This is a genomic window from Dialister succinatiphilus, assembly GCF_928721695.1.
Classification (GTDB): Bacteria; Bacillota; Negativicutes; order Veillonellales; family Dialisteraceae; genus Dialister; species Dialister succinatiphilus.
The window spans coordinates 1,672,476-1,694,949 of the sequence record NZ_OV788641.1 but is presented as its reverse complement, the minus strand read 5'-3'; the positions used below and the strand labels follow the sequence as shown (position 1 = coordinate 1,694,949).

At 49.8% G+C, this 22,474-nt stretch carries 19 protein-coding genes and 1 riboswitch; all 19 genes read right to left on the bottom strand.

Annotated features, from left to right (window positions below):
* Positions 1–88: 88 nt before the first annotated feature.
* Entirely contained in the window at positions 89–1,432 is a 1,344-nt protein-coding gene (gene miaB, locus NW747_RS07075; protein WP_273186343.1) for a tRNA (N6-isopentenyl adenosine(37)-C2)-methylthiotransferase MiaB, read from the bottom strand.
* 124 nt (positions 1,433–1,556) lie between these two features.
* The gene (gene ribH, locus NW747_RS07070; protein WP_008859361.1) at positions 1,557–2,024 is read right to left on the bottom strand and encodes a 6,7-dimethyl-8-ribityllumazine synthase; all 468 of its coding nucleotides are present in this window, start codon (positions 2,022–2,024) and stop codon (positions 1,557–1,559) included.
* A 68-nt stretch (positions 2,025–2,092) separates the two neighbouring features.
* Positions 2,093–3,322: a bifunctional 3,4-dihydroxy-2-butanone-4-phosphate synthase/GTP cyclohydrolase II gene (locus NW747_RS07065; protein ID WP_273186341.1), complete on the bottom strand. Its 1,230-nt coding sequence runs from the start codon at positions 3,320–3,322 to the stop codon at positions 2,093–2,095.
* Positions 3,312–3,977, bottom strand: a complete 666-nt coding sequence (locus tag NW747_RS07060; protein WP_273186339.1) for a riboflavin synthase — start codon at positions 3,975–3,977, stop codon at positions 3,312–3,314. Before NW747_RS07060 ends, NW747_RS07065 begins: the two co-directional genes overlap by 11 nt.
* Entirely contained in the window at positions 3,967–5,166 is a 1,200-nt protein-coding gene (gene ribD / locus NW747_RS07055) for a bifunctional diaminohydroxyphosphoribosylaminopyrimidine deaminase/5-amino-6-(5-phosphoribosylamino)uracil reductase RibD (protein ID WP_273186337.1), read from the bottom strand. Before ribD ends, NW747_RS07060 begins: the two co-directional genes overlap by 11 nt.
* A 48-nt stretch (positions 5,167–5,214) precedes the next feature.
* Positions 5,215–5,334, bottom strand: a riboswitch (FMN riboswitch).
* 148 nt (positions 5,335–5,482) lie between these two features.
* Complete coding sequence (locus NW747_RS07050; RefSeq protein WP_273094718.1) at positions 5,483–6,151, bottom strand: dTMP kinase; 669 nt, start codon at positions 6,149–6,151, stop codon at positions 5,483–5,485.
* Between the two features lie 51 nt (positions 6,152–6,202).
* Positions 6,203–6,775, bottom strand: coding sequence for an aminoacyl-tRNA hydrolase (gene pth, locus NW747_RS07045; RefSeq protein WP_273186333.1), 573 nt, complete (start codon positions 6,773–6,775; stop codon positions 6,203–6,205).
* Positions 6,775–7,728 carry a ribose-phosphate diphosphokinase gene (locus NW747_RS07040; RefSeq protein WP_008859367.1) on the bottom strand — a complete coding sequence of 318 codons (954 nt, stop codon included), beginning with the start codon at positions 7,726–7,728 and terminating at the stop codon, positions 6,775–6,777. Before NW747_RS07040 ends, pth begins: the two co-directional genes overlap by 1 nt.
* Positions 7,729–7,880: 152 nt before the next feature.
* Positions 7,881–9,257: a bifunctional UDP-N-acetylglucosamine diphosphorylase/glucosamine-1-phosphate N-acetyltransferase GlmU gene (gene glmU / locus NW747_RS07035; protein ID WP_273186330.1), complete on the bottom strand. Its 1,377-nt coding sequence runs from the start codon at positions 9,255–9,257 to the stop codon at positions 7,881–7,883.
* 345 nt (positions 9,258–9,602) lie between these two features.
* The gene (locus NW747_RS07030; RefSeq protein ID WP_273186327.1) at positions 9,603–10,301 is read right to left on the bottom strand and encodes an SGNH/GDSL hydrolase family protein; all 699 of its coding nucleotides are present in this window, start codon (positions 10,299–10,301) and stop codon (positions 9,603–9,605) included.
* 205 nt (positions 10,302–10,506) lie between these two features.
* On the bottom strand, positions 10,507–11,262 hold the full coding sequence (locus NW747_RS07025; RefSeq protein WP_273185728.1) for an ATP-binding protein: 756 nt from the start codon (positions 11,260–11,262) through the stop codon (positions 10,507–10,509).
* On the bottom strand, positions 11,259–12,836 hold the full coding sequence (gene istA, locus NW747_RS07020; RefSeq protein ID WP_273185725.1) for an IS21 family transposase: 1,578 nt from the start codon (positions 12,834–12,836) through the stop codon (positions 11,259–11,261). Before istA ends, NW747_RS07025 begins: the two co-directional genes overlap by 4 nt.
* Positions 12,837–13,044: 208 nt before the next feature.
* Positions 13,045–14,139: an acyltransferase family protein gene (locus tag NW747_RS07015; protein WP_273186324.1), complete on the bottom strand. Its 1,095-nt coding sequence runs from the start codon at positions 14,137–14,139 to the stop codon at positions 13,045–13,047.
* Between the two features lie 259 nt (positions 14,140–14,398).
* Positions 14,399–15,364 carry a P1 family peptidase gene (locus NW747_RS07010; protein WP_273186321.1) on the bottom strand — a complete coding sequence of 322 codons (966 nt, stop codon included), beginning with the start codon at positions 15,362–15,364 and terminating at the stop codon, positions 14,399–14,401.
* The gene (locus tag NW747_RS07005; protein WP_273186318.1) at positions 15,364–16,290 is read right to left on the bottom strand and encodes an RluA family pseudouridine synthase; all 927 of its coding nucleotides are present in this window, start codon (positions 16,288–16,290) and stop codon (positions 15,364–15,366) included. Before NW747_RS07005 ends, NW747_RS07010 begins: the two co-directional genes overlap by 1 nt.
* Entirely contained in the window at positions 16,287–16,721 is a 435-nt protein-coding gene (gene lspA / locus NW747_RS07000) for a signal peptidase II (protein WP_273186315.1), read from the bottom strand. The genes NW747_RS07005 and lspA overlap by 4 nt, the downstream gene beginning before the upstream one ends.
* A gap of 156 nt (positions 16,722–16,877) precedes the next feature.
* Positions 16,878–17,852, bottom strand: coding sequence for a G5 and 3D domain-containing protein (locus tag NW747_RS06995; protein WP_273094693.1), 975 nt, complete (start codon positions 17,850–17,852; stop codon positions 16,878–16,880).
* Positions 17,853–18,467: 615 nt separating this feature from the next.
* Entirely contained in the window at positions 18,468–20,639 is a 2,172-nt protein-coding gene (ppk1, locus tag NW747_RS06990) for a polyphosphate kinase 1 (RefSeq protein WP_273186311.1), read from the bottom strand.
* 2 nt (positions 20,640–20,641) lie between these two features.
* Positions 20,642–22,195: a Ppx/GppA phosphatase family protein gene (locus NW747_RS06985; RefSeq protein WP_008859375.1), complete on the bottom strand. Its 1,554-nt coding sequence runs from the start codon at positions 22,193–22,195 to the stop codon at positions 20,642–20,644.
* Positions 22,196–22,474 lie beyond the last annotated feature (279 nt).

Here is a 22,474-nt window from a genome sequence, read left to right as displayed (position 1 = left end):
CTTTGTATGGAAGGATTATATATTAAAATATCTGGCATCCTTAGGTGTAAGGGTTTCTAAGCTTGACAGAGGCCTTTGTCCGTTAAGGTCAGAGAAGCTCCCCCTTCAGCACCCAGGTCTGGGCAGTGTCCACTTTGGCCATTCTGGTATCTCCTACCTTGATTCCCTCTTCATAGGGGAAGAGAATCATTTTATTGGTGGAAGTTCTGCCGAACCAGTGGTTTACATCCTGTTTGGAAGGGCCCTCGATAATAATCTCATAGTTTTTCCCTTCCATTTCCCTGTTCAGTTCCAGAGAAATTTCATTCTGGGTATCCATGAGCTCCTGGAGTCGGCGATGCTTGGTTTCATCATCAATCTGGTTTTCCATCCGCGCCGCCGGTGTGCCGGTTCTTGGGGAATAGATGAAGGTGTAGGCAGAGTCAAAGCGCACTTCCTTCAGAAGCTTTATGGTTTCCTGATGCATTTCTTCCGTTTCACCGGGGAAGCCGGTAATGAGATCCGTGGTAAGAGCCACATCAGGCATTTTCTGCCGCACATAATTCACCAGCTCTTTGAAATGTTCGATCGTATAGCCCCGGTTCATCTGTTTCAGCATTTCATTGGAGCCATGCTGCACCGGAAGGTGCATGTGACGCACCACCTTGGAAGAAGCAGCCATGGCATCAATCATATCAAAGGTCATATCCCTGGGGTGGGAAGTCATGTAGCGCACTCTTTCGATGCCGTCGATTTTGTCAATAGCCCGAATCAGGTCACCGAAGTTAGTGCCGTTCCGGAAATCAAGACCATAGGAATTCACGTTCTGCCCCAAAAGGGTAATTTCCTTGTATCCCTCTTCTGCCAGTCCTTTGATTTCCCGGCAGATATCATCGATGGTACGGCTGATCTCCCGTCCACGCACGTAGGGGACGATGCAGTAGGTGCAGAACTTGTTGCAGCCCTGCATAATGGGAATCCATGCAAAAATCCTGGATTTCCGCACGGAGCGGAGTTCGCTGTAATCCCTCACGCTATGGGGATTACGCTCTGTCTTTACGATATGACCGCCCCGGGCATTTTCTCTGGAAATAATATCCTTCAGGTCATGAATGTGGTAAGGTCCGATGACGAAATCGATAATAGGCATCCGTTCAATCAGTTTTCCCTTATTTTCCTGGGCCATGCAGCCTGCAATGCCAAGAAGCATACGGGGATTTTTGTCTTTCAGTTTCTTAATTTCCCCGATTTTACCATACACCTTTTCTTCCGCGTTCTGCCGGACGGAGCAGGTATTCATAATCACAATATCTGCATCCTCCATATTTTCCGCCGGCTTGTATCCCAGATCCTCCAGCTGTCCATTGATACGTTCTGTATCATTTTCGTTCATCTGACAGCCATAGGTAATGGTATAGTAGTATTTTTCATCTGTGAGCCGCTTTTCTTCCACGACTTTCCTCCTGTAATGAATGCATGAGTTTATAACCGTTATCATATTATTATATCATATTTCCCGGAGAAGAAATTTCATTTCAAAAAGCCATCGACCGAGCCGATGGCTTTTCTTAAAAATCTTATTGATCCAGCTTCTTGAAGAGGCTTGCCATTTCCAGAGCATCCATGGCACATTCAAAGCCCTTGTTGCCGGACTTCAGACCGGCCCGGTTGATTGCCTGTTCAATGGTGTCGGTGGTAAGCACACCGTAGAGCACAGGCACACCGCTGGAAAGGGAAGCCATGGCCACGCCCTTGGTTACTTCGGTGGCCACATGTTCATAGTGGTCCGTTTCCCCGCGAATTACGGCGCCCAGACAGATGACTGCATCATACCGTCCGCTTTCGGCCATTTTTTTGGCAGCCAGAGGAATCTCAAAGGCACCGGGCACCCAGGCCAGGTCCACCTTGTCCATATCCACCCCATGACGGGAAAGGCCGTCCACTGCACCGTCAATGAGTTTGGAAACGATGACTTCATTGAAACGGGAAGCCACAATGCCTACACGAATCTGATTCTCATTAAAAAGTCCGGAAATAATATTCATTTTCTACTCCTTTATCTCTTGATTCAGCTATGAAAACACGGATGAAACGATATAAATCAATTCGTTTCTTATGCCTTTGGTTCTTCAATATCTTTGTCCAGCTTCAACATATGACCCATTTTTTCCTGCTTGGTTTTAAGATAGAATTCATCTTCCCTGGTAGGAGCGATTTCAATGGGCACTCTTTCGGTAATGGTAATACCATAGTCCTTTACTTCATCCATTTTCTGGGGATTATTGGTAAGGAGACGGATTTTAGAAACTCCCAGGCTCTTTAAAATCTGGGCCCCCGTCATATATTCTCGAAGATCGGCCGCAAAGCCAAGTTTCAAATTGGCTTCCACCGTATCATACCCCTGATCCTGGAGTGCATAGGCTCTGATCTTATTAATGAGACCAATGCCGCGTCCCTCCTGACGGAGATAAACCAGAACGCCTCTTCCTTCTTTGGCAATCTGCTTCATGGCAGCAGAGAGCTGCTGGCCGCAGTCGCAGCGGAGAGATCCGAAGCAGTCACCAGTCAGGCACTCGGAATGAATGCGGCAGAGAACCGGTCTGCCATCGGAAACATCCCCCATGGTCAGAGCCACATGGTGTTCATTATTCAGAAGATTCACAAACCCGTGAATTTCAAAATTGCCATACTTGGTAGGAAGTTTGGCAGCTGCCACTTCTTCTACCAGTTTTTCATGTTTCTTTCTGTATTCAATCAGTTCCTGGATATTGCCGATTTTCATGCCCTTTTCCCTGGCCAGCTTGAAAAGATCATCCCTTCTGGCCATAGTACCATCGGGATTCATGATTTCGCAGCAAAGGCCGGCAGGCTTAAGACCTGCCAGACGAGCCAGGTCTACGGTGGCTTCCGTATGGCCCTGACGTTCCAGAACGCCCCATTTCTTTGCTTTCAGCGGGAAAAGATGGCCAGGCCTTCTGAAATCTCCTGGTTTTGCGCCGTCCTTCACCGCTTCCAGGGCTGTCATGGAACGGGCAGCAGCCGATACGCCGGTGCCGGAATCTTTGTAGTCTATGGATTCCAGGAAAGCGGTGTGATGGTTATCCGTATTATGACGAATCATGGGCCCCAGATAGAGAGCATCTGCCATTTCTTCGGACATGGGCATACAGATGACGCCCTTAGCCTCTGATGCCATGCGGTTCACATTTTCCGGCGTAGCAAATTCAGCGGCGCAGATGTAATCCCCCTCATTCTCCCTGGATTCGGCATCCTGCATAATGACGATATGCCCTTTCCTGATTTCTTCAATAATTTCTTCAATACTGTCAAATTTATAATCCATAATGTCCTCCATGCCCCAAAGTTTCCAGCATACCCATGGTGAGACCTTCTTTCGGGCCTTCTTTCAAGAGCTGCTCTACGTATTTTCCCAAGTAGTCACATTCAATATTCACCAGGTCCCCCGGGTGCTTCCAAAGGAGGGCCGTCTCACTGCCCGTATGGGGAATAAGGGCAATGGAAAAGGACTGATCTGTCCTTTCTGCCACAGTGAGGCTGATGCCGTCCACCGCAACGGATCCTTTTTCTATGATATAGCGCATCCATTTCCGGTCGATGGAAATCGAAATATTGACTGCATTATCATCCTTTTCCATAGAAAGGATGCGGCCCGTTCCATCCACATGGCCCATCATGATATGACCGCCCAGACGGTCCGAAAGGCGAAGAGCTCTTTCCAGATTCACCGGTGTATCGGGGCGGAAAAGGGAAAAAGCAGTGCGCCGCATAGTTTCCGGCGTCACATCAGCAGTAAAGGACCTGCTGTCCATGGCAGTCACCGTAAGACAAGTCCCGTTCACGGCAATGCTGTCGCCGATTTTTGTCCCTTCCAACACCCTGTGGCAGGAAATCACCAGTTTCTCAGCCCTGCCGGCTTTGGAAATATGATGGATGCGGCCGATTTCATCTACGATTCCTGTAAACATATTATGTTTCATTTCCGGAAGACTCTTCTGTTTTTGGCGCTTCCGGTCCTTCCTTTACTTCTTCCTCCAGACGGTCAATCCGCTCATCGGCGGCCTCTTTCTTTCCTTTATCCACATAGGCTTCGATTACAAGGTCTCCTCCGCAGGTTTCAGTGGACATATCTCTGAGCTTCACCGCCTCAGCCATGGAAGAAGCACCGATACCGCCAATGAGGCCCGGTGCCCCAACGCCGCCGATGATTTTAGGCGCTTCATAAATGCGCACCTTATCCACAATGCCTGCTTCAAAGGCAGAAGCTGCCAGGGAAGCACCGCCTTCCAGCAGGATGCCGTCAATTCCCTTCAGGGCCAGGCCGGTCATGGCAGAAGACAGATCCACCTTTCCCTTTTGATCGCCGTCGGTCATGATAATGTCCACGCCCAGTTTCGTGAGTTCCTCCCGCTTCTTTTCATCAGAAGAGGTGGTGGTAAGGACAATCACATCCCCGCCTTCCTGGAACACCCTGGCTTTCAGGGGCACCGACAGATTTCCATCCACAATAATCCGTACCGGATCATCCAGTCCTTCCGTACGGGCGGTCAGAAGGGGATTGTCGGCCATCACCGTACCGGCTCCCACCATGATTCCTTTATAGCAGCCCCGGAGCACATGGACCTCTTCCCGGGAATCCTCTGAGGAAATCCATTTGGAGTCGCCGGTGTGGCAGGCCGTTTTCCCATCCAGGGACATGGCCGCTTTATACAAGACAAAAGGCTTATGCTCTGTCACGTATTTCAGAAATACTTCATTCAGCTTCCGCGCTTCCTTCTCCATAACGCCGACAGTTACAAAAATGCCTGCATCCCGAAGGCGGCGGATGCCTTTTCCTGAAACCAGGGGGTTCGGGTCCACCATGGCCGTGACTACCCGGTCAATATCCTTTTCAATGATGAGATCTGCACAGGGCGGTGTCTTTCCATAATGGCTGCAAGGCTCCAGTGTCACATAAAGGGTAGCCCCCGAAGGGTCTTCCGTACAGTGAGCAAAGGCATTCACCTCCGCATGGGGACCGCCGAATTTTTCATGCCAGCCTTCGCCGATAATCCGGCCATCTTTGACAATCACCGCCCCTACCATGGGGTTTGGTCTTGCATGGCCCATTCCCCGTACTGCCAGTTCCAGCGCCCGGGCCATAAATTTTCTATCTTCATCGATACGCAAAAAAATCCACCTTCCTTTCTTCCAGGGAGGTGGATTCATCATGCCAGGTCCACTCTTCTTTCATCCGGACTATACCGTCGGCTCTGGAATTTCACCAGACCTACCTCTATGATGAGGTTCGTGGGCTTTACCACCGGTGGGGACTTGCACCCCGCCCTGAAGAGATTCAAAATTCTCTATTATTATAACAGATTGAACAGGAAAGGCAAGAGGGCAGAGCCGCGACAGGGTAAATCTTCCAGGCATAAGCCCGCCCTATATGTCAAAGCATAAGAGACTGCTTCTTTTAAAATCCCGCCCGCCTTCCGCCTATGGACTATTTCATCACTGCCGCTGCTGCCTGCGCCACGTCTATACCAATAGCCTCGATGCTTCGGAGTTTTCCATCTCTTGTACAGGAAATCCGTTTCCAGCCATACCGGTCCACCAGCTCCTGATAAGCGCCGCAGCATTTCTTCAGATAGTCCAGATGCTGCTCGTGGATATCCATGGATCCTCCCTGAAGGGCTCTTTTTTTAACCAGGCCTTCGGACACCGAAAGAGGAATATCAAGAAGAATGACCAGATCAGGCCTTGGCAGCTCCAGTTCCTCATATTCCGTTTTTTCCAGCCAGGAGAGGAATTCTTCTCTTTTCTCTGCATCTTCATACTTGGTCATCTGATGCACCATGTTGCTGGTGGTGTAGCGATCGGCAATGATGATGCCGCCCTTTTCGTAGAAGCTCTTCCATTTCATGCGATAGGAAGCAAAGCGGTCTACCGCATAAAAAAGGGAGGCTGCATAGGGATTGACATCAGAAGGGTCCCTGCCAAAGTCTCCTTTCAGATACATTTTCACCAGAGATGACGAGGGGCTGTCATAGTCAGGAAAGGATACATGCATGACTTCCCTTTTTTCCTGCCTCAGTTTCTTCTCCAGAAGGGCAGACTGGGTTTCTTTACCGCTGCCATCAATTCCTTCCAGTACGATGAGGGTTCCTTTCATTCTTTCTCCTTCCATAAAAGAGGCAGTTTCCGGAGAAACTGCCTCTGTCTATTATCCTTTTCTTTTGGGATTGAACACATTCATGGCATGGTCCACTCCGTCCTTCAGGGCGGATTCAATGGAGTCTGCTGTATGAATCTTTGCGTCTTCAATTTTCTGGATATCTTCTCCGTAGGGACGACTTAACACATGCTCCACCACTGTATGACCGTCTTGAGGATGGCCTACACCGATGCGGAAACGGTTAAAATTTTCACTTCCCAGATGGGCGATGAGAGATTTAATCCCGTTGTGTCCGCCGGAAGCTCCTTTTTTACGGATTCTTGTCTTTCCCGGCGGCAGATCCAGATCATCGCAGATAATATAAATATCATCCAAATCCACCTTGTAGTAGCGGGCAATGGCCCCTACCGCTTCGCCGCTGTTATTCATATAGGTCATGGGCTTTACCAGGAGCACCTTTTCCCCGTTTACCAGGGTCTGACCAATTTCCGCCTTCATGTCCTCCTTCCAGAGAGTCACATGCCAGCGACGGGCCAGTTCGTCGATTACATCGAAGCCCATGTTGTGGCGGGTATGCTCATACTCTTTCCCCGGATTTCCAAGTCCTGCAATAATTTTCATTATTTATCGAAGAGCTGGCTTACGGAAGCATCGTGGAAAATACGGAGGATGGCTTCGCCCAGGAGCGGAGCGATGGAAAGAACGGTGAGTTTGTCCTGGATTTTTTCTTTCGGGATAGGAAGGGAATTAGTCACAATCAGTTCCTTAATATTGGAATTTCTGATTCTTTCTGTAGCCGGGTCGGTAAGTACAGGATGGCATACGGCAGCATACACATCTCTGGCACCATATTCAGCAAGCGCTTTGGCACCTTCGCAGAGGGAGCCGGCAGTATCTACGATATCATCCACAACGAAGCAGTTTCTGTCTTTCACATCACCGATGATGTTCATCACTTTGGCAACACCCGGTTCCGGACGGCGCTTTTCAATGATGGCAATCGGTGCACCTACTCTGTCAGCCAGTTCACGGGCACGGGTTACACCGCCCAGATCCGGGGAAACGATAGTCAGGTTATCCAGGTTTTTGGATTTCACATAGTCTGCCAGAAGGGATGCAGACATGAGGTGATCCACCGGTACGTCGAAGAAGCCCTGAATCTGGCCTGCGTGGAGGTCCATGGTCACCACTCTGGTCACACCGGCGGTGGACATGAGGTCTGCCACCAGCTTGGCACTGATTGGTTCACGGCCCCTTGTTTTTCTATCCTGACGGGCATAGCCATAGTAAGGCACCACCACCGTAATGTGACGGGCAGAAGCTCTCTTCAGGGCATCTACCATGATAAGCATTTCCATGAGGTTATCATTAACCGGTGCTCCGGTAGGCTGAATGATGAAGCAGTCCTTGCCGCGGACACTTTCATTAATCATGACCTGAATTTCACCATTGTTGAAACGTCCGCAGATAGCCTTTCCCAGCGGCACTCCGATGTAGTCAGAAATTTCCTTTGCCAGTGCCGGGTGTGCGGTTCCTGTAAAAATCTTCAGTTTAGAAGTGTCTTCCATGTCCATTTTGCTGCCTCTCCCTTTCCTTTCAATGTGAAAGTGTAAAAAGTTTTTCCATGGTCTGTGGATAGAATCCCATCATCCACTATCCTATGCTTTTATTATATACCAGTTTACCGGTAAAATAACAGTGAAAAATAAGATTTTATAAAAGGAAATCAATCCTTATAGGTGTCTTCCTTCACCCAATCTTCAATGTTAGTCTGACGTGCCCTTGCCACGGACAGCGCCTTGGCCGGCACATCTTTAGTAATGGTGGAACCAGCGGCAGTGAAGGCCCTTTCACCGATATGTACCGGTGCTACCAGGTTCGTATTGCAGCCGATAAAGGCATGGTCGTCCACCCGGCAGCGGTGCTTTGTCTTTCCATCGAAATTGACGGTAACAGTACCGCAGCCGAAATTCACATTCCTGCCTAAATCCGAATCACCGCAGTAAATGAGGTGAGGCAGTTTAGTGCCGTCATCTACGGTGGAATTCTTCACTTCTACGAAATTGCCGATTTTAATATGGTCATGGAGCACCGTATTCGGGCGGAGATGGACGAAAGGTCCGATTTCATCAAAATTCCCGATAGTGCATTCATGGGCATAGACCCGGTTGAGATGTGTGCCTTCCCCCACAGTCACATCGGTGAGCTGGGTATCAGGGCCGATAATGCAGTCTTTACCAATCACTGTCTTTCCCTGGAGAATGGTACCGGGATACAAAATGGTATCCTGTCCCACTTCCACATCCTGTTCCACGTAGGTGTTTTCCGGATTGATAATGCTGACTCCCCGGGCCATCAGCTCTTCTGCCTTTCTAAGACGGAGCACCCGGTCTGCAGCTGCCAGCTGGACTCTGGAATTGACACCCATGGTTTCGTCAGCATCCTCTGCTGCCACAGGAATGACCTTCTGCCCTTCACGAATCATAATTTCAAACACATCGGTCAGGTAATATTCGCCCTGAGCATTTTTGTTATCGATTTTCTTCAAAGCATCCAGCAAAGGGCCTGCCTTGAATACATAGGTGCCAGTATTGATTTCATGGACTGCCAGCTGCTCTGGCGTGCCGTCCTTCTGCTCCACAATGGAAGTCATCTGGCCTTTCTCATCCCGAAGAACACGGCCGTAGCCGAAAGGATCAGTCAGAATGGCTGTCAGTACGGCAGCAGATGCATTTTCCTTCCGGCAGGTCTCTGCCAGGGATGCAATCGTTTCACTCCGAAGAAGAGGGGTATCGCCGCAGATGACAAGCACATAACCCTCCCGGTCCGTCAGGAGAGGAGCCCCCTGCATCACCGCATGGCCCGTGCCAAGCTGCTCCGCCTGGTGGACGAAATCCACATCCTCCCCGGCAAGGTCCTTGCGAACCAGCTCTTCCTTAAATCCTGTAATCACCACACACTTTGCAAAACCGGCCTGCCGTACCACCCGGATCACCTGCTCCACCATAGGTACACCGCACACACGGTGCAGAACCTTCGGCAAAGCGGACTTCATGCGGGTCCCCTGTCCGGCAGCCAGAATCAGGGCTGTTAAATCTGCCATTTTTCCTCCTGTTGCAAACCACCTGAAAACTATATATACACGGATATCATTGTCAAATATAAGTAAAACCCGTAGCTTTTATTTTAGCAAATGGGAATGATCATGGCAAGGTAAAATAGAGAGAGTCCTGGCCCATTCTGTTCACCCATTTGTTTCAAAAAGAATTATGAAAACTTCCGCCACCAGTTTCCTGTTTATAAGGATACCATCTTCCCCACGCCAGACAGAAATTTTTTTGCCTCTCCTTTCCCGCCTGTGAAACAAAAAAGCAGCCCCACAGGGGAGCTGCTTTCGGCTCGCAGGAAACTCTGTCCTTTTCCCCACCGAAATGAGAAAGGCGGTTCCCTACATCTTTGATACTATAGCATCATGGATCAGGGCTGCATAGGCTGCGGTACCTTCGTTATTGGGATGGATATTGTCCCCTCCCAGCCATTCAGGATGCTTTGTCACTTCCCCCTGCCAGTCTACCAGTGTGACATTAGGATATGCCCGGGCTATCTGTCTCAAATAGGCATTGTTGCTGTCCTGCCAGCTGGTGGCGGGACAGTGGACGGTGACCCAGAAAATATGGCGGTCAGGGCCCAGATAGTCCAAAAGGCCCCGGGTTTCCTCTTCGTACTGACCATCCAGAGGACCATTGGTACCAAGAGAAACCACCACCGTATTTCCGAGGACTCCCATCTGGTTCATCTGACGGGCCACGTCAAGACCGGCACCCACATAACGAGATACCTTGGCATCAATGTAGCAGTCCGGGAGCACATCTCTCAGTGCCATGGCAGAGCCAAGCATGACAGAATCCCCGATGCAGGCCACATGATCCAGAGCAGGCCGGCTCTCAGCCCCCTTCTCCTCAGGAATGGGAACAGCTTCAGTCTGCTGGGCTTCCAGCATCTTTTCATTTTCTGCAAACTGTTCCTTCATTTCAGCCATATCCGCAGCCCGGCTGTCGGCGGAATTCCAGATGCCCCGGCACCCGTAGGCCATGAAGGGAAAGGCGGGCAGGGAAATCAGAAGGATGGCTGCCGCCTGAATCGCCATTTTTCTCGGGTGAAGAAAGAGCCGGGAAGGGACGGAAAGAAGCCCTGAAAGAAGCTCCGTCCACACCGAGAGAAGAAGGATGAGTGAATATTCCGCAACAGGTGTACCGCCTATCCGAAAAAGCGGTACCGCCTTTCCGCGGAAAGTGTACCGCTTATCCGCCAAGGTGTACCGCTTATTCTTTAGGTTATGATGTTAAAATAATTTAGTCATTTTTCGCATCGGTGCTATTCAAATATTCTCTCATATTCATTGATCCGCAATTGATGTGGTAGGCATTGTGAATGATTCTGTCCATAATCGCATCGGCCAGAACCCCATCACCGAGGCGCGGATACCATTCTGAGCTTTTGTACTGGGAACAGAAAATAGTAGAATGGGCATCGTACCTGTTTTCCAAGATTTCAAGAAGATACTGCTGCTCCACTTCCGTCGGCATCTCGAGAAGCCATTCGTCGATGATGAGGAGATCGTAGCCGGAGAACTTCTTTACAATGCTGGCCACGCTCCGTCCGACTTCGGTTCCATAATTGAACTGTTCCATAAGCTCCGGCATGCGGAAATACTTGACCCTGTACAGATGGCGGCAGGCCTCTTTCCCTAAAGCACAGGCGAGGTGGGTCTTTCCTACTCCGGTAAATCCGTTGATGATCAGATTCTTATGGCGTTCAATGTAACCGCAGCTGGCATAGCCCAGGATTTCTTCGCGGCTGAAACCTCTTCCCTGCAGGATAAGGGTGTGAACATCGGCATCAGGATAGCGAAACTTAGCAATATGCGTCAGCCTCCGGATGCGATCATCCAATTTTACTGAATAGCATTCATCGATGGCCAGTGTCAGCCTCGAATCGAAGTCCAAAGGGGCATAAGATTCCAGATCACTCTGCTGGTTCTGCAGGGCTTCTACCAGAGGTTCCATTTTCATGTTGCGGAGTTTCCGCTGTGTTTCTTCATTGATCATTTTGTCTTTCCTCCATAATAGTCTGCGCCGCGGATGTAAGCGCCTTTTTCGGAAATACTGTGTTTTCCGGTATTTTCATAACGGGCGGAATGTACGCCGTCCAGGATTTTGTCTTGATTGTTCCCCAATACAGCTTTAAGATAGTTGTAGCGGGGCGATGTTGTGTGGGCTAAAGCATACTGGCAGGCATTCTCGAAGCGGTCCTTCGGATATTTCTGACTGAGATGCAGAACGGCCAATGAAGCATTATAGCCCTGCTCTTTTATGGTTACACTGTCAAAGATCCTCCTGATGACTTCCGACGTACACGGTCCGATTTTCCCGGCCCAGGCACAGATGCGATCTTTGTCCATTTCCGGCTGGTTGAATTCATCCGGCATATCTCCCGGGCGTGTGGAATAGTGGTTGGTCATGTAGTCAGGAAATCTGATGTGGGAGGCAATACGCCGGTTTCCGCAGTAGATTTCCACAAGTTTGTCGGTGTAACGGATGTCCACGGACTGCCCGCGGTATACGTAGGGAACGGAGTACCAGTTTTTCTTAAAGGAAACGTGGAAATTGGGATATACTTTCCTTCCCAGAATAACCGCGGCGATTTCATAAGGAGCTCGTGGAAGAGCCCGGAGATATTTCTTCTCGTCCAGCCATACTTCATAGCGGCTTCCCTGCCTTTTCTGGAAGGGCTGCCGGTTGTACTTATCTGTAGCAGTTACTACATCCTTCTGCAGCTCGCCAAGAGTAAAGTAAACCTTATTGCGAAGACGGGCGATGATAGCGGTGGCAATATTTCCAACCGTATTCTCCACGGATGCTTTCTGCTTGGGCTTCCGCACACCGGCAGGCATAATAGCAGTTGAATAATGAAGCCCAAGTGCCTCATAGGCGTCGGTGAGAACCACTTCACCCTCTTTGGGATGCTTCACAACGCCGGTTTTGAGATTGTCACAGACTGTCCGCACAGGAACGCCGCCAAATGCCTCGTACATGTGGACATGGCACCGGAGCCATGTATCCATCTTCATATCCAGCGTGGCCTCCACGTAGGCATACCTGCTGTATGTGAGGCAGGAAACAAAGAGATGCACGGAAATGGTCGCGCCGGTATCACGGTCGATGATCTGCATGGTCGGCCCGCTCCAATCGACCTCGCACTGGGCTCCGGGCTTATGCTCCAGATGATTGGTCAGGTCATGGGTTGTGCAGTACCGGCCGTAATCCTCACAGAACTTGGTATGCCCTACAGCAATGTTTCCATTCTGGTGACACCTGTCACGATACTCCGTCCAGAGCAATGAAAGAGTCACACCCGGCTTCTTGAGCTCTTTATGGATGGATTCGTAATCCGGCAGCTCGTACATGTCTGAACCTTCCGGTCGGTCAGGGAAGAAGAGCTTTTGTAGTGCTGCATCATCCAGCTTGCGGATGCCCGCATAAGTGATGCCCTTCTTCCGCGCTGTTCGCAGTACGGTAGTAATCGTACTCCTCGACATGTGACGGGAGCGGGAAATCTCATCTTGAGACATTCCGCGGTCATGGAGCTCCAGGATGAGCCGGATCCTGGCAAAATTGGCCATATTAAAAGGCCTCCTTTCATAGAACAAAGGGAAATACTACGTCCCTGTTTTCATTCTATGGCAGGAAGCCATATATTAATATATTTATTAAAAGAATTTAGGAGTATTTCAGCTGGCATGTACACCAATAGTTCAAGAAGTTACCTAAAAATGGCAAGCGGTACACCTCGGCGGACAAACGGTACACCTTGGCGGACAGGCGGTACACCTACTGCGGAATACTCAGGATGAGCAGAAGCTCCAGCGCTTCCATGGCATAAGGCATGGTTCCTTCCCATTTCATATAGCGGAAAAGGAAAATAACTGGGTACTGCCACAGGAAAATGCCATAGCTGTATTTGCCAATCCAACGGAAAAGGTGATTATCCATGAGCTGTCCAAAAGGAAGCCTGCTGTCCGCTGTCCAGAGAAGAAGCAGCAGAAATACCAGGGTATAAGCCCCCATGGCCCACTGATAAACCTGGGGAAACTGGCCGTCCAGCAGCACATAACCGGCGCCTGTGAAAAGGAGTGCGAGGAGGTAGAGCAAAGAGACTCCTCTTTTCCGGAAAGTTCCCATTTCTTTGGACAAAGTACGACGGGCCAGGTAAAATCCCAGAGCCCCGCCAAGAAGAAGGGCATAAATTCGGGTATCTGTGCCGTAATAAAGCCTTGTCATATTCATGCCTTCCCCAAAATCAAAAGGCATGATTCCCATGGCTGCCACACCACCTGCCAGAAAGAGAAATGTGCCGGCCCGGGGACTCAGCACTCTGGAAACGGCTATATAGAGACCAAAAAGAAGAGGCCACAGCAGGTAGTACTGCAGTTCGATTCCCAAAAACCAGAGATGGGTAAAAGGAGACTGATTGGCCATTCTGGTAAAATAATCAGCATTTTCGCTAATCTGCCACCAGTTATTGTATCCCAGCACCACCGATACCACTTCCATCCGGATGGCTTTAATCACATCCGGCGCCAAAACGGAATATATCCCTACCGTCAGTAAAATCATAATCAGGAGAGAGGGGTATATCCGTTTAATTCTTTTCCATATATAAGACCGGAGGGAAAAAGAATGCCTGATTCTGCTCTTTTCGCTCGTATAGGCCAGAAGACAGCCGGTCAGTACGAAAAAGAGGGATACTCCCAGCCAGCCGCCCCGGATTGTATGGGGAAACATATGAAACAGGGTAACCCCCGTGATAGCCAAGGTCCGAAGACCATCAAGCCCTGAAATGCGGTTTCCCTTTCCTCCCTTGGAAGGAAAGCCGTTTTCTGTATCAGAAGCAGTGTCTTTCACTGCTGCATATTCGTTTTTCATTTGACTTCTTTCTATCCGGCATGTTCCGGAAATGACAGGTTATTTGAAAAAGCAGGAATCCCTTCGCCGGATCTGCCTTGTTGAAGATTTGGATGCCGTGGGCGCTCCTGAGATTTCTCAAGAAAAGCGCCTGTGATTTTCTGCAAGTGTCCTATATTTTATATCATTTCCTCCCCTTTTTCCATCAAAAAATCCCTTTTTTCGATGGGAAAAAAGGGATTTTTTAATGATACAAAGAGTTCTTTCATCAGAAGGGGCCTTACTTTTCTGATAACTTCTTCACCCTGTCCGAAAAGGCCGGCCTACCGCCCATGGATTCCGCACTCCTTACGGCATCCAGAATGGCCAGACGGATTGCTTCTTCTGCCAGATAGCCCACCGTGTCCACCGGCGCTTCCACTTCGCCGGAGGCCATGGTGAATACCGTATCTCCGTCCATAGTGGTATGGACCGGACGGATGGCCCTGGCATAGCCATCATGAGCCATGCCGGATACTGCTTTGCATTCTGCCTTGGTAAGCCTGGCATTGGTCATCACACAGCCGATGGATGTATTAGTGCCCATGTGCCTTTGAAAGCCTTTCATCATCAGTTCATGGGAAGAAATAAAATGGCTGTCATCATCGGACAGTGCACCGGCCAGAATGTGATCTCCTTCATAGATTTCGCCGCAGGCATTAACTGCTATATAGGCGCCTACATAGAGACCGCCGGGAAGTCCGAATTCCGCATAACCGGCTCCGCTTTTCATAGCATGGGCAAATCCCCTGAGTTTTCCTACGGACGCCCCGGTACCGGCACCATAGCAGCCCACAGGAAATGTATTAGAGGCTCTAGACGCTGCCAGATAGCCCATTTGTATATCCGGATGGGCATGGCTGCTGCCGATAGACAAATCAAAAAGTACGGCGCCGCAGACAATGGGCACTGTAATATCACCTACCGGAAATCCCGTGCCCTGCTTTGCCAGGTAATTCATAACGCCGCTGTCTGCCTCCAATCCGAAGGCAGAACCGCCGGAAAGAACGACAGCATGGATTTTCTGCACCGTCTTTTCCGGACTCAATAAATCAGTTTCCCTGGTGCCCGGTGCGCAGCCTCTCACATCGACGCCCGCCGAAGCGCCATCTTTAGGCGCCAGAATGACCGTCACACCGGTGAGGCCTTCCCTGTCTTCCGCCGTACCGATAGTAAAGCCCGGCACATGAGTTTTTCTGTATTCCATTATACTTCCCCTTTTCTGGCCATAGAAAGGCATCGCTTCAAATCTTCCGGCACCGGTGCCTCAAAATGCATGGGCTTTCCGGTGACCGGATGCGTGAGGTCCAGTGTCCAGGAATGAAGAGCCTGTCCTTCGATAGGAAAATGATCTTTCTTCCACCCATAGAGAGGATCATTCACCACAGGATGGCCGATGTAGGCCATGTGCACGCGAATCTGGTGGGTACGGCCCGTTTCCAGCTTCAGTTCCAGGAACGAATAGCCCGGCATAAACTCCTCCACTCTGTAATGAGTGACTGCGGGCTTTCCGGTTTTAGGCTGCACGTCCCATTTCATACGATCCTTCACGCTCCGTCCCAGAGGCAGGCGGATAACCCCTGTATTTCCTTCCATCTGCCCGTGAACCAGAGCCAGATAATGACGCTGGGCTTCATGGGCCCTGATTTCTTCTTTCAGTACAGGAAATGCCCTTGCCGATTTAGCCGCCACCATAACACCGGACGTGTCCTTGTCCAGCCGGTGCACAATCCCCGGCCGGATGGGATCCTCGCAGGCAGTAAGGAGGGAAGGTCCGCAGTGATACAGGAGCCCATTGGCCAGCGTGCCGTCAGGATTTCCAAACCCCGGATGCACCACCATACCCCGGGCCTTGTTAATCACAATCATATCCTCATCCTCATAGAGAATTTGAAGGGGCAGGTTCTGGGGCACCAGCGTGAGCTCCTTCTTTTCTTCCCAGGAAAAGGAAATTTCATCTCCCGCTTTCACATGGTAATTGGGCCGAAGCATTTTGCCGGAGGAAAGGAGAGCCCTTCCCTCCTTCATCTGGTTCTGCACCTCCGACCGGGTCAGCCCCGAGGCATCCTGCAGCACCTTGTCCAGCCGGGTTCCCTCTTCTTTTTCCGTAATATGACAGGTTATCTGGTTCATTCACTGTGTCTCCAAAAGTAAAAAGCAATAAGACCTACGCCAAGGCAGATGAAAATATCGGCCACATTAAAAATAGGCCAGATGCGGAAGTCAAAGTAATCTACCACCGCCCCCAGACGGACGCGGTCAATACCGTTTCCTAAAGCGCCGCCAAGAAGCATACCCACCGCCGCGGGAAAATAGAAAGGCTTTTCCGGGATTCTTTTCCTCATCACGAAAAAAGCAGCGAAAAGGACGGCCACAATAGCCAGGAAAAACCAGTCCTGATGGGGCAGAAGGCCGAAGGCAGCGCCGGGGTTCAGGATATAGGTCAAATGAAATACGTTCCGTATGAGCGGAATCGTTTCACCCAGCTCCATGTGGCTGACTACAATCCATTTCACCAGCTGGTCGAAAACAGTTACGAAAATAGCAATCAGTAAGGTCGTCATAAAATCCTCCTGGCTTGTATTATATCATATGGGAATCAGAGATTATACGAGGTTTATATAGAGAGAGGCATACCGAAAGGGAAGCCTGACAGCACCTGCCCCAACAAAAACGCAAAAACCGCAGAGCGCCAGGTTCTGCGGTTTCATCTGTCTCTATTAATAATTCACAAAAACTTCCACATTCTGTCTTCCAAAATTATAGCATTCTTCGAAGGTTTCCATGCAGAGGTCAATACGGTCGCCGATAATGGCTCCCCCTGTATCGGCTGCCACTGCTTCGCCGTAGTTGGGAATATAAACAGTAGAACCCAGGGGAATGACTCTGGGATCTACAGCTACCGTACCATGACCTGCCCTGGTGCCGGTGGCGGTGATACCGAAGCCGTCGCCGTCAGTAGGATGATAGGCGCTGGCACTCATGCTGCGTACATAGCCCTGGGTGCCTTCCACATCGCCGCTCTTGGCAATGCCCGGAGTGCCGTGGGCAATCACTTTTACATCTCCTGCTTCTGCCTTGATAACCTTGCCGTCAGAAACGTATTCTTCCATTTCCACTTCCCTGCGGCCCGGGGTGCCTTCCTGCACCACTTCCAGCTGTCCCGGCTGCAGGCTGGCATCATACCACTTCTGATAATGAACAGGAATGGATTCCGTCCGGTTCACCACCCGGGAGGTATAGGGTACCACATGGATCTGCATGCCCTGGGTGACCTTCATCATACCATCTTCGATGGGCATCATTTTCTTCCAGTCAAATCCAGCTTCGTTCACCACGCCCTGCACGGTCTGCTGAGTAGTATACACGGTTTTGGCTCTGCCATCGGATACAATGGTGACCGGCACCGCTCTTTCCACTACCACCACAGCGCCATTTTTCACATCGCTGCTGCTGGTCCAGAATTTGTCATAGGCATTCAGAGTGACTTCTGATTCGCTCAGCACTTTTTTGAAGCTGTTTGACCTGGTGGTAACCACCTTTTTGGTTTTGCCATCATACACTGTGACCACTTTATCTTCATCGGCCGTGCCAAAGCCGAAAGCCATGGTAAGGTCCGTCTGGGCTGCCATGGACAAAAGAAGAAGGGAGCACAGTGCTGCTTTTGCTGCTTTTTCAAAGGTTGAATGTTTCATATGTTTCTCTCCTATGGCTGTCATTCTACCATAGGTAGACTTTTTGTCAAATTGCATTGAGTTGACATTTTATGAAATCAGATTTTATTCAGTATTTATCTTGTATTTTCCATTTATTCATCCTATTTATTTCGTGCAATAAAATCATATCTGCAGTCATAAAATATCTATTTTATCCTGTTTTTATCGTATATTTCCAATAAGGCTGATTGTCAATTTTGTCCCCCAGTAATGGACATTAGAAATAAATTGGCATATGATGAGTTCGGAATAGGCCGTTCTTTTCGACTTTCCGCCCTATCCGTCCCTTTTCCAGGTCTCTAATTGTAAACTATTAGGAACGTGCTCTATTTCTTGGGGGTGGCCCTTTTTTGTCCCATGTCAAGGACTTTATGAAACCTGCGTTCGATTATATATTTACCTTTAGTGGGACTCCATAGCATAAAAATGCCGTTTTTTTATCAGAACCTCCCAAAATAATAAATATTTTAAGGCAAAAGTGGAAAAGAGAAGAATTTTATTTCTTTCATATTCTTTCTTTTTCCTATTGCAAATCATTCCGATGAATCTATCATTCTACGAAAAAAAGCCCCGAATTTCGGGGCTTTTTCTTCTTTATTCATGTTTGCCGAATACCGGCACATAAGGTTCCATTTTCTGGGCCAGGGTCATTTCATCCTCCCGGTCCCTCTGTTCCGCCAGCTTCTGGAACCTAGCCTGGGCGGCCACCTTGTTTTCCGGAGCAATGAATTTCCGCCAGCTGCCGTCGGACTGCATAATGTGGGCTTTCTGGTTGTCAGCCAGTTCCAGATCAATCATGTTTTTCAGCCTTCTGCAGATATCAGGATCCTTCACCGGAATCATCAATTCCACGCGGTCATTTAGATTTCTCGGCATCCAATCGGCACTGCCGATATAGAGCTCTTCCCTGCCGCCGTTGGCGAACCAGAAGACGCGGCTGTGTTCCAGGAAGCGGCCAACCAGACTTCTCACAGTAATGTTGTCGCTCACTCCCGGAATGCCGGGGATAATGACGCAGATGCCCCGGACGATAAGCTCGATTTTCACACCGGCCCGGGACGCTTCATAGAGTTTGGCTATGATTTCCTTATCCAGAAGGGAGTTCATTTTGGCAATCATATGGGCCGGTTCTCCCTGCAGGGCAAAATGGATTTCCCGGTCAATGAGCTCCATGCACCGCTGGCGCAGGTTAATGGGGGCCACGATAAAAGAGTCCCAAATCGGCGGATCAGAGTAGCCGGAAAGGAGGTTAAAGAAAGCGGAGGCATCACTGCCGAAGCGGTCGTTGCAGGTAAAAATACCAAGGTCCGTATACAGTTTGGCGGTGGAAGCATTATAGTTGCCTGTAGCCACATGGACATAGCGGCGGATGCCATCCTTTTCCCTGCGAATCACCAGGGTACACTTGGAATGGGTCTTCAGCCCTACCAGCCCGTAAATGACGTGGGCCCCTGCCTTTTCCAGACGCCTTGCCATGAGGATGTTGTTGGCTTCGTCAAACCGGGCCTTCACTTCCATGAGCACCGTCACCTGTTTCCCGTTCTGCGCAGCTTTCTCCAGGGCCTGGATAATGGGACTGGAAGAGGAAACGCGGTAAAGGGTCTGCTTAATAGCCAGCACATTGGGATCCGAGGCAGCGGAAGCCACGAAGTTGACCACGGAATCGTCGAAGGACTCATAGGGCAGATGCACCAGAAGATCCTTTTCCCTGATCATATCAAAAATATTCTTCCTGCCGTCCTTACTGAGCTGAATCATGGACCAGGGGCGGTGAGGATGGGCTTCGGGGTAGCGAAGGTTATCATAGCCCTTGATACCGCAGAAGGAGAAGAAAGCGGTCACATCCAGAGGGCCGTCGATTTCATACATATCTTCGGACCCTAGATTCATTTCCGAGGTCATGAATCGGCGCATGAAACGGCTGGTGCCCCGTTCATATTCCAGTCGCACCGCTTCCCCGCGCTGTCTCTTTTTCAGCTGCTTTTCCACTTCCACCACCAAATCTTGGGCATCTTCCTCATCCAGGTTCAGATCTGCATCCCTGGTAATGCGGAAAGGACGGGCTTCCAGCAGGTCAAAGCCAATAAACAGGCGGGCTGCAAAGTGGCACAGCACCTGTTCCAGAAATATGAAATCATGGCGGGACGGATTCTCCGGATTGTCCGGCAGCCGCACAATCCGGGGCAGCACCGAAGGCACCGGCACAATGGCCGTCTTCACGTCAATATCGTTTTCTTCATCCAGAGTCATATCCCGCTCATTCCGTTCCAGCAGTAGGGCAATGTTCAGACTCTTGGAAGCCAGGAAAGGGAAGGGATGGGAGGAATCCACCGCCATAGGCGTTACTACCGGAAAAATCTCCCTTTCAAAATAATCGTCCAGCCATTTCATCTGCCGCGGCGATGCATCTTCGGGACGGATGAAATACAGGCCCTCTGTTTCCAGTTCCTTCAGTATCATTTTCAGATACCGGTACTGCCTTGCCACCAGGCGCTGGCAGGTATCGGAGATGGCTTCCAGCTGCTCTTCCGGCGTCATGTTGGCAATATCTCTCCGCTTCACGCCGTTTTCCTTCTGATGCTTCAGACCGGCTACGCGAATCATGAAAAATTCATCCAGATTGGAGCTGGTAATAGCTAGAAATTTCAATTTCTCCAGAAGGGGATTGTTGGGGTCCACCGCTTCCTGGAGAACCCTTCTGTTGAACTGGAGCCAGGACAGTTCTCGATTCAGATAATACCGATGATTCTTTACGTCCACGTCCATAATTACCTCCGCTCAAGTTTGGCTTCCATGCCGAATATATTTTCAAAAAATTCTTTTTCCTTATCAAAGAGCCATGTTTCCAAGGCTGTATTCTCATCGCTTTCATATTCAATGAGCAGGCAGTCCTTCACGATTCTGGCAGACACATCCTTCAGCTTCTGCTTTCTGGACATATCCATGGCCCGCACCAGACGGAAAATGGCGATGAGCTTCAGCGCCGTCATCTTCGATTCATCGGAGAGGATGCGGAAAGGCTCGTCATCATCGCTGGGCATGCCTTTGTGGTCATAGTACACAATGCAGGCCACAATGTCCTTTTCCTTGTCGGAAATACCGAAAATATCGGTACCCTTCACCATGCTCCAGGCCTGGATGGAAGAGCCCAAAAGGTTTACGTATTTCCCGATCTGGTACAGAATAATGGCCATGCGGAGCAGGAATTCATCCCTTTCATTGAGACCATTGTACCGGTCGAAGGCGCGGATAATATGATAGCTGTACCGCTCCATGGCTCTGGCATGGTCCGGTTCATAATAATAGGAAGCCGCAATGGAGCGGGTCAGTTCCAGATTCTGGGCCCGCATATACAGAAGGGCGGGATCCTTCGTTTTCTGGGCGCCGTAGAAAAGGCTTGCCGCCTCTACGAAAGTCATGCCCATCATCACCACATTCTTCACAGGCACATTGTCCAGAATCTCCTTATAGATATGAATGGTAGGCGATACCACCGATGCCAGAGATTCTTCAATATGGTACTTCTGTCGCAGCATGGAAGTGGAAAGACTGCCTGCCTCCTCATGGAAGCGGATAATCACGTCCTTTCTGACTTCTGTGATTTCCTTTTCAATTTCATAGCCCATGAGGCGGCCCACGATCCGTGCCTCCCGGCCGGACAGAATGACCGTATCAATATCATAGTTCCGGACCGTCACCCACAGCGGCTCCATAATGGCATGGATATATTCTCCCAGAGCCTGGGGAAAATCCATGGAATCCCGCTGGTTCAGCTTGAAGGTTTCCAGCAGGCGCAGGGTACCGATATGCACATTGTGCTGGTAGCACAGAGCCCCCTTCTCCCACACGGTAAGGCCGATGCAGCCGGAGGTGATATCCACAAAGAGGAAATTATTTCCCATGCGTCCGCCGATAGCCTTGTTGTATTCCTTGAACTGGTACTGCAGGCCGAAATGCTTGAAATAAATTTCCTGCGGCATATCTACTACCTGCACATTGAAGCCCGTATTTACCCGCACCAGATCGATAATGGAGCGGCAGTTTTCCGCTTCTCTGAGCACCGCCGTGGCATACACGGCATACACCTTGACCTGGTAATCCATGAGAAGCTGCTTCAATCCCTCCAGCATACGGCACAGTTTCTTAATGGAGGGGAAAGAAAGGCGCTTCTGGTTAAATACCTCTTCGCCAAACGTAGTATCCTTGCGCACCGATTCAATGACCCGGATATCCTTTACGCTGTTGTACTGCACAATGCGCATGGATACATTGGATGAACCGATATGAATGATTCCATAAATGAGCGGCTTTTGATCCGACATAGCGAGCCCCCGTTTCTATGAGTAATGCATGGGAAATTCCCATATTCCTGTATGATTGTACACCGGGAAAGTAAAGCCTCTGTAAAACGCTGTGAAACCTTTCTTTCTGAATGATGATTATTTCTTATTATATCATTATTGTAGCATATCTTAAGGGAAAAAGGAGGCAGAAGAGAAAGGACCGGTCATATCTGTCAGAGGAGACAGCCTGGGATTTCCAATTTCTAATGACTATCTTCTACCGCCTCCCTCCCATCTGTTGTAAAATAGAATCATCAA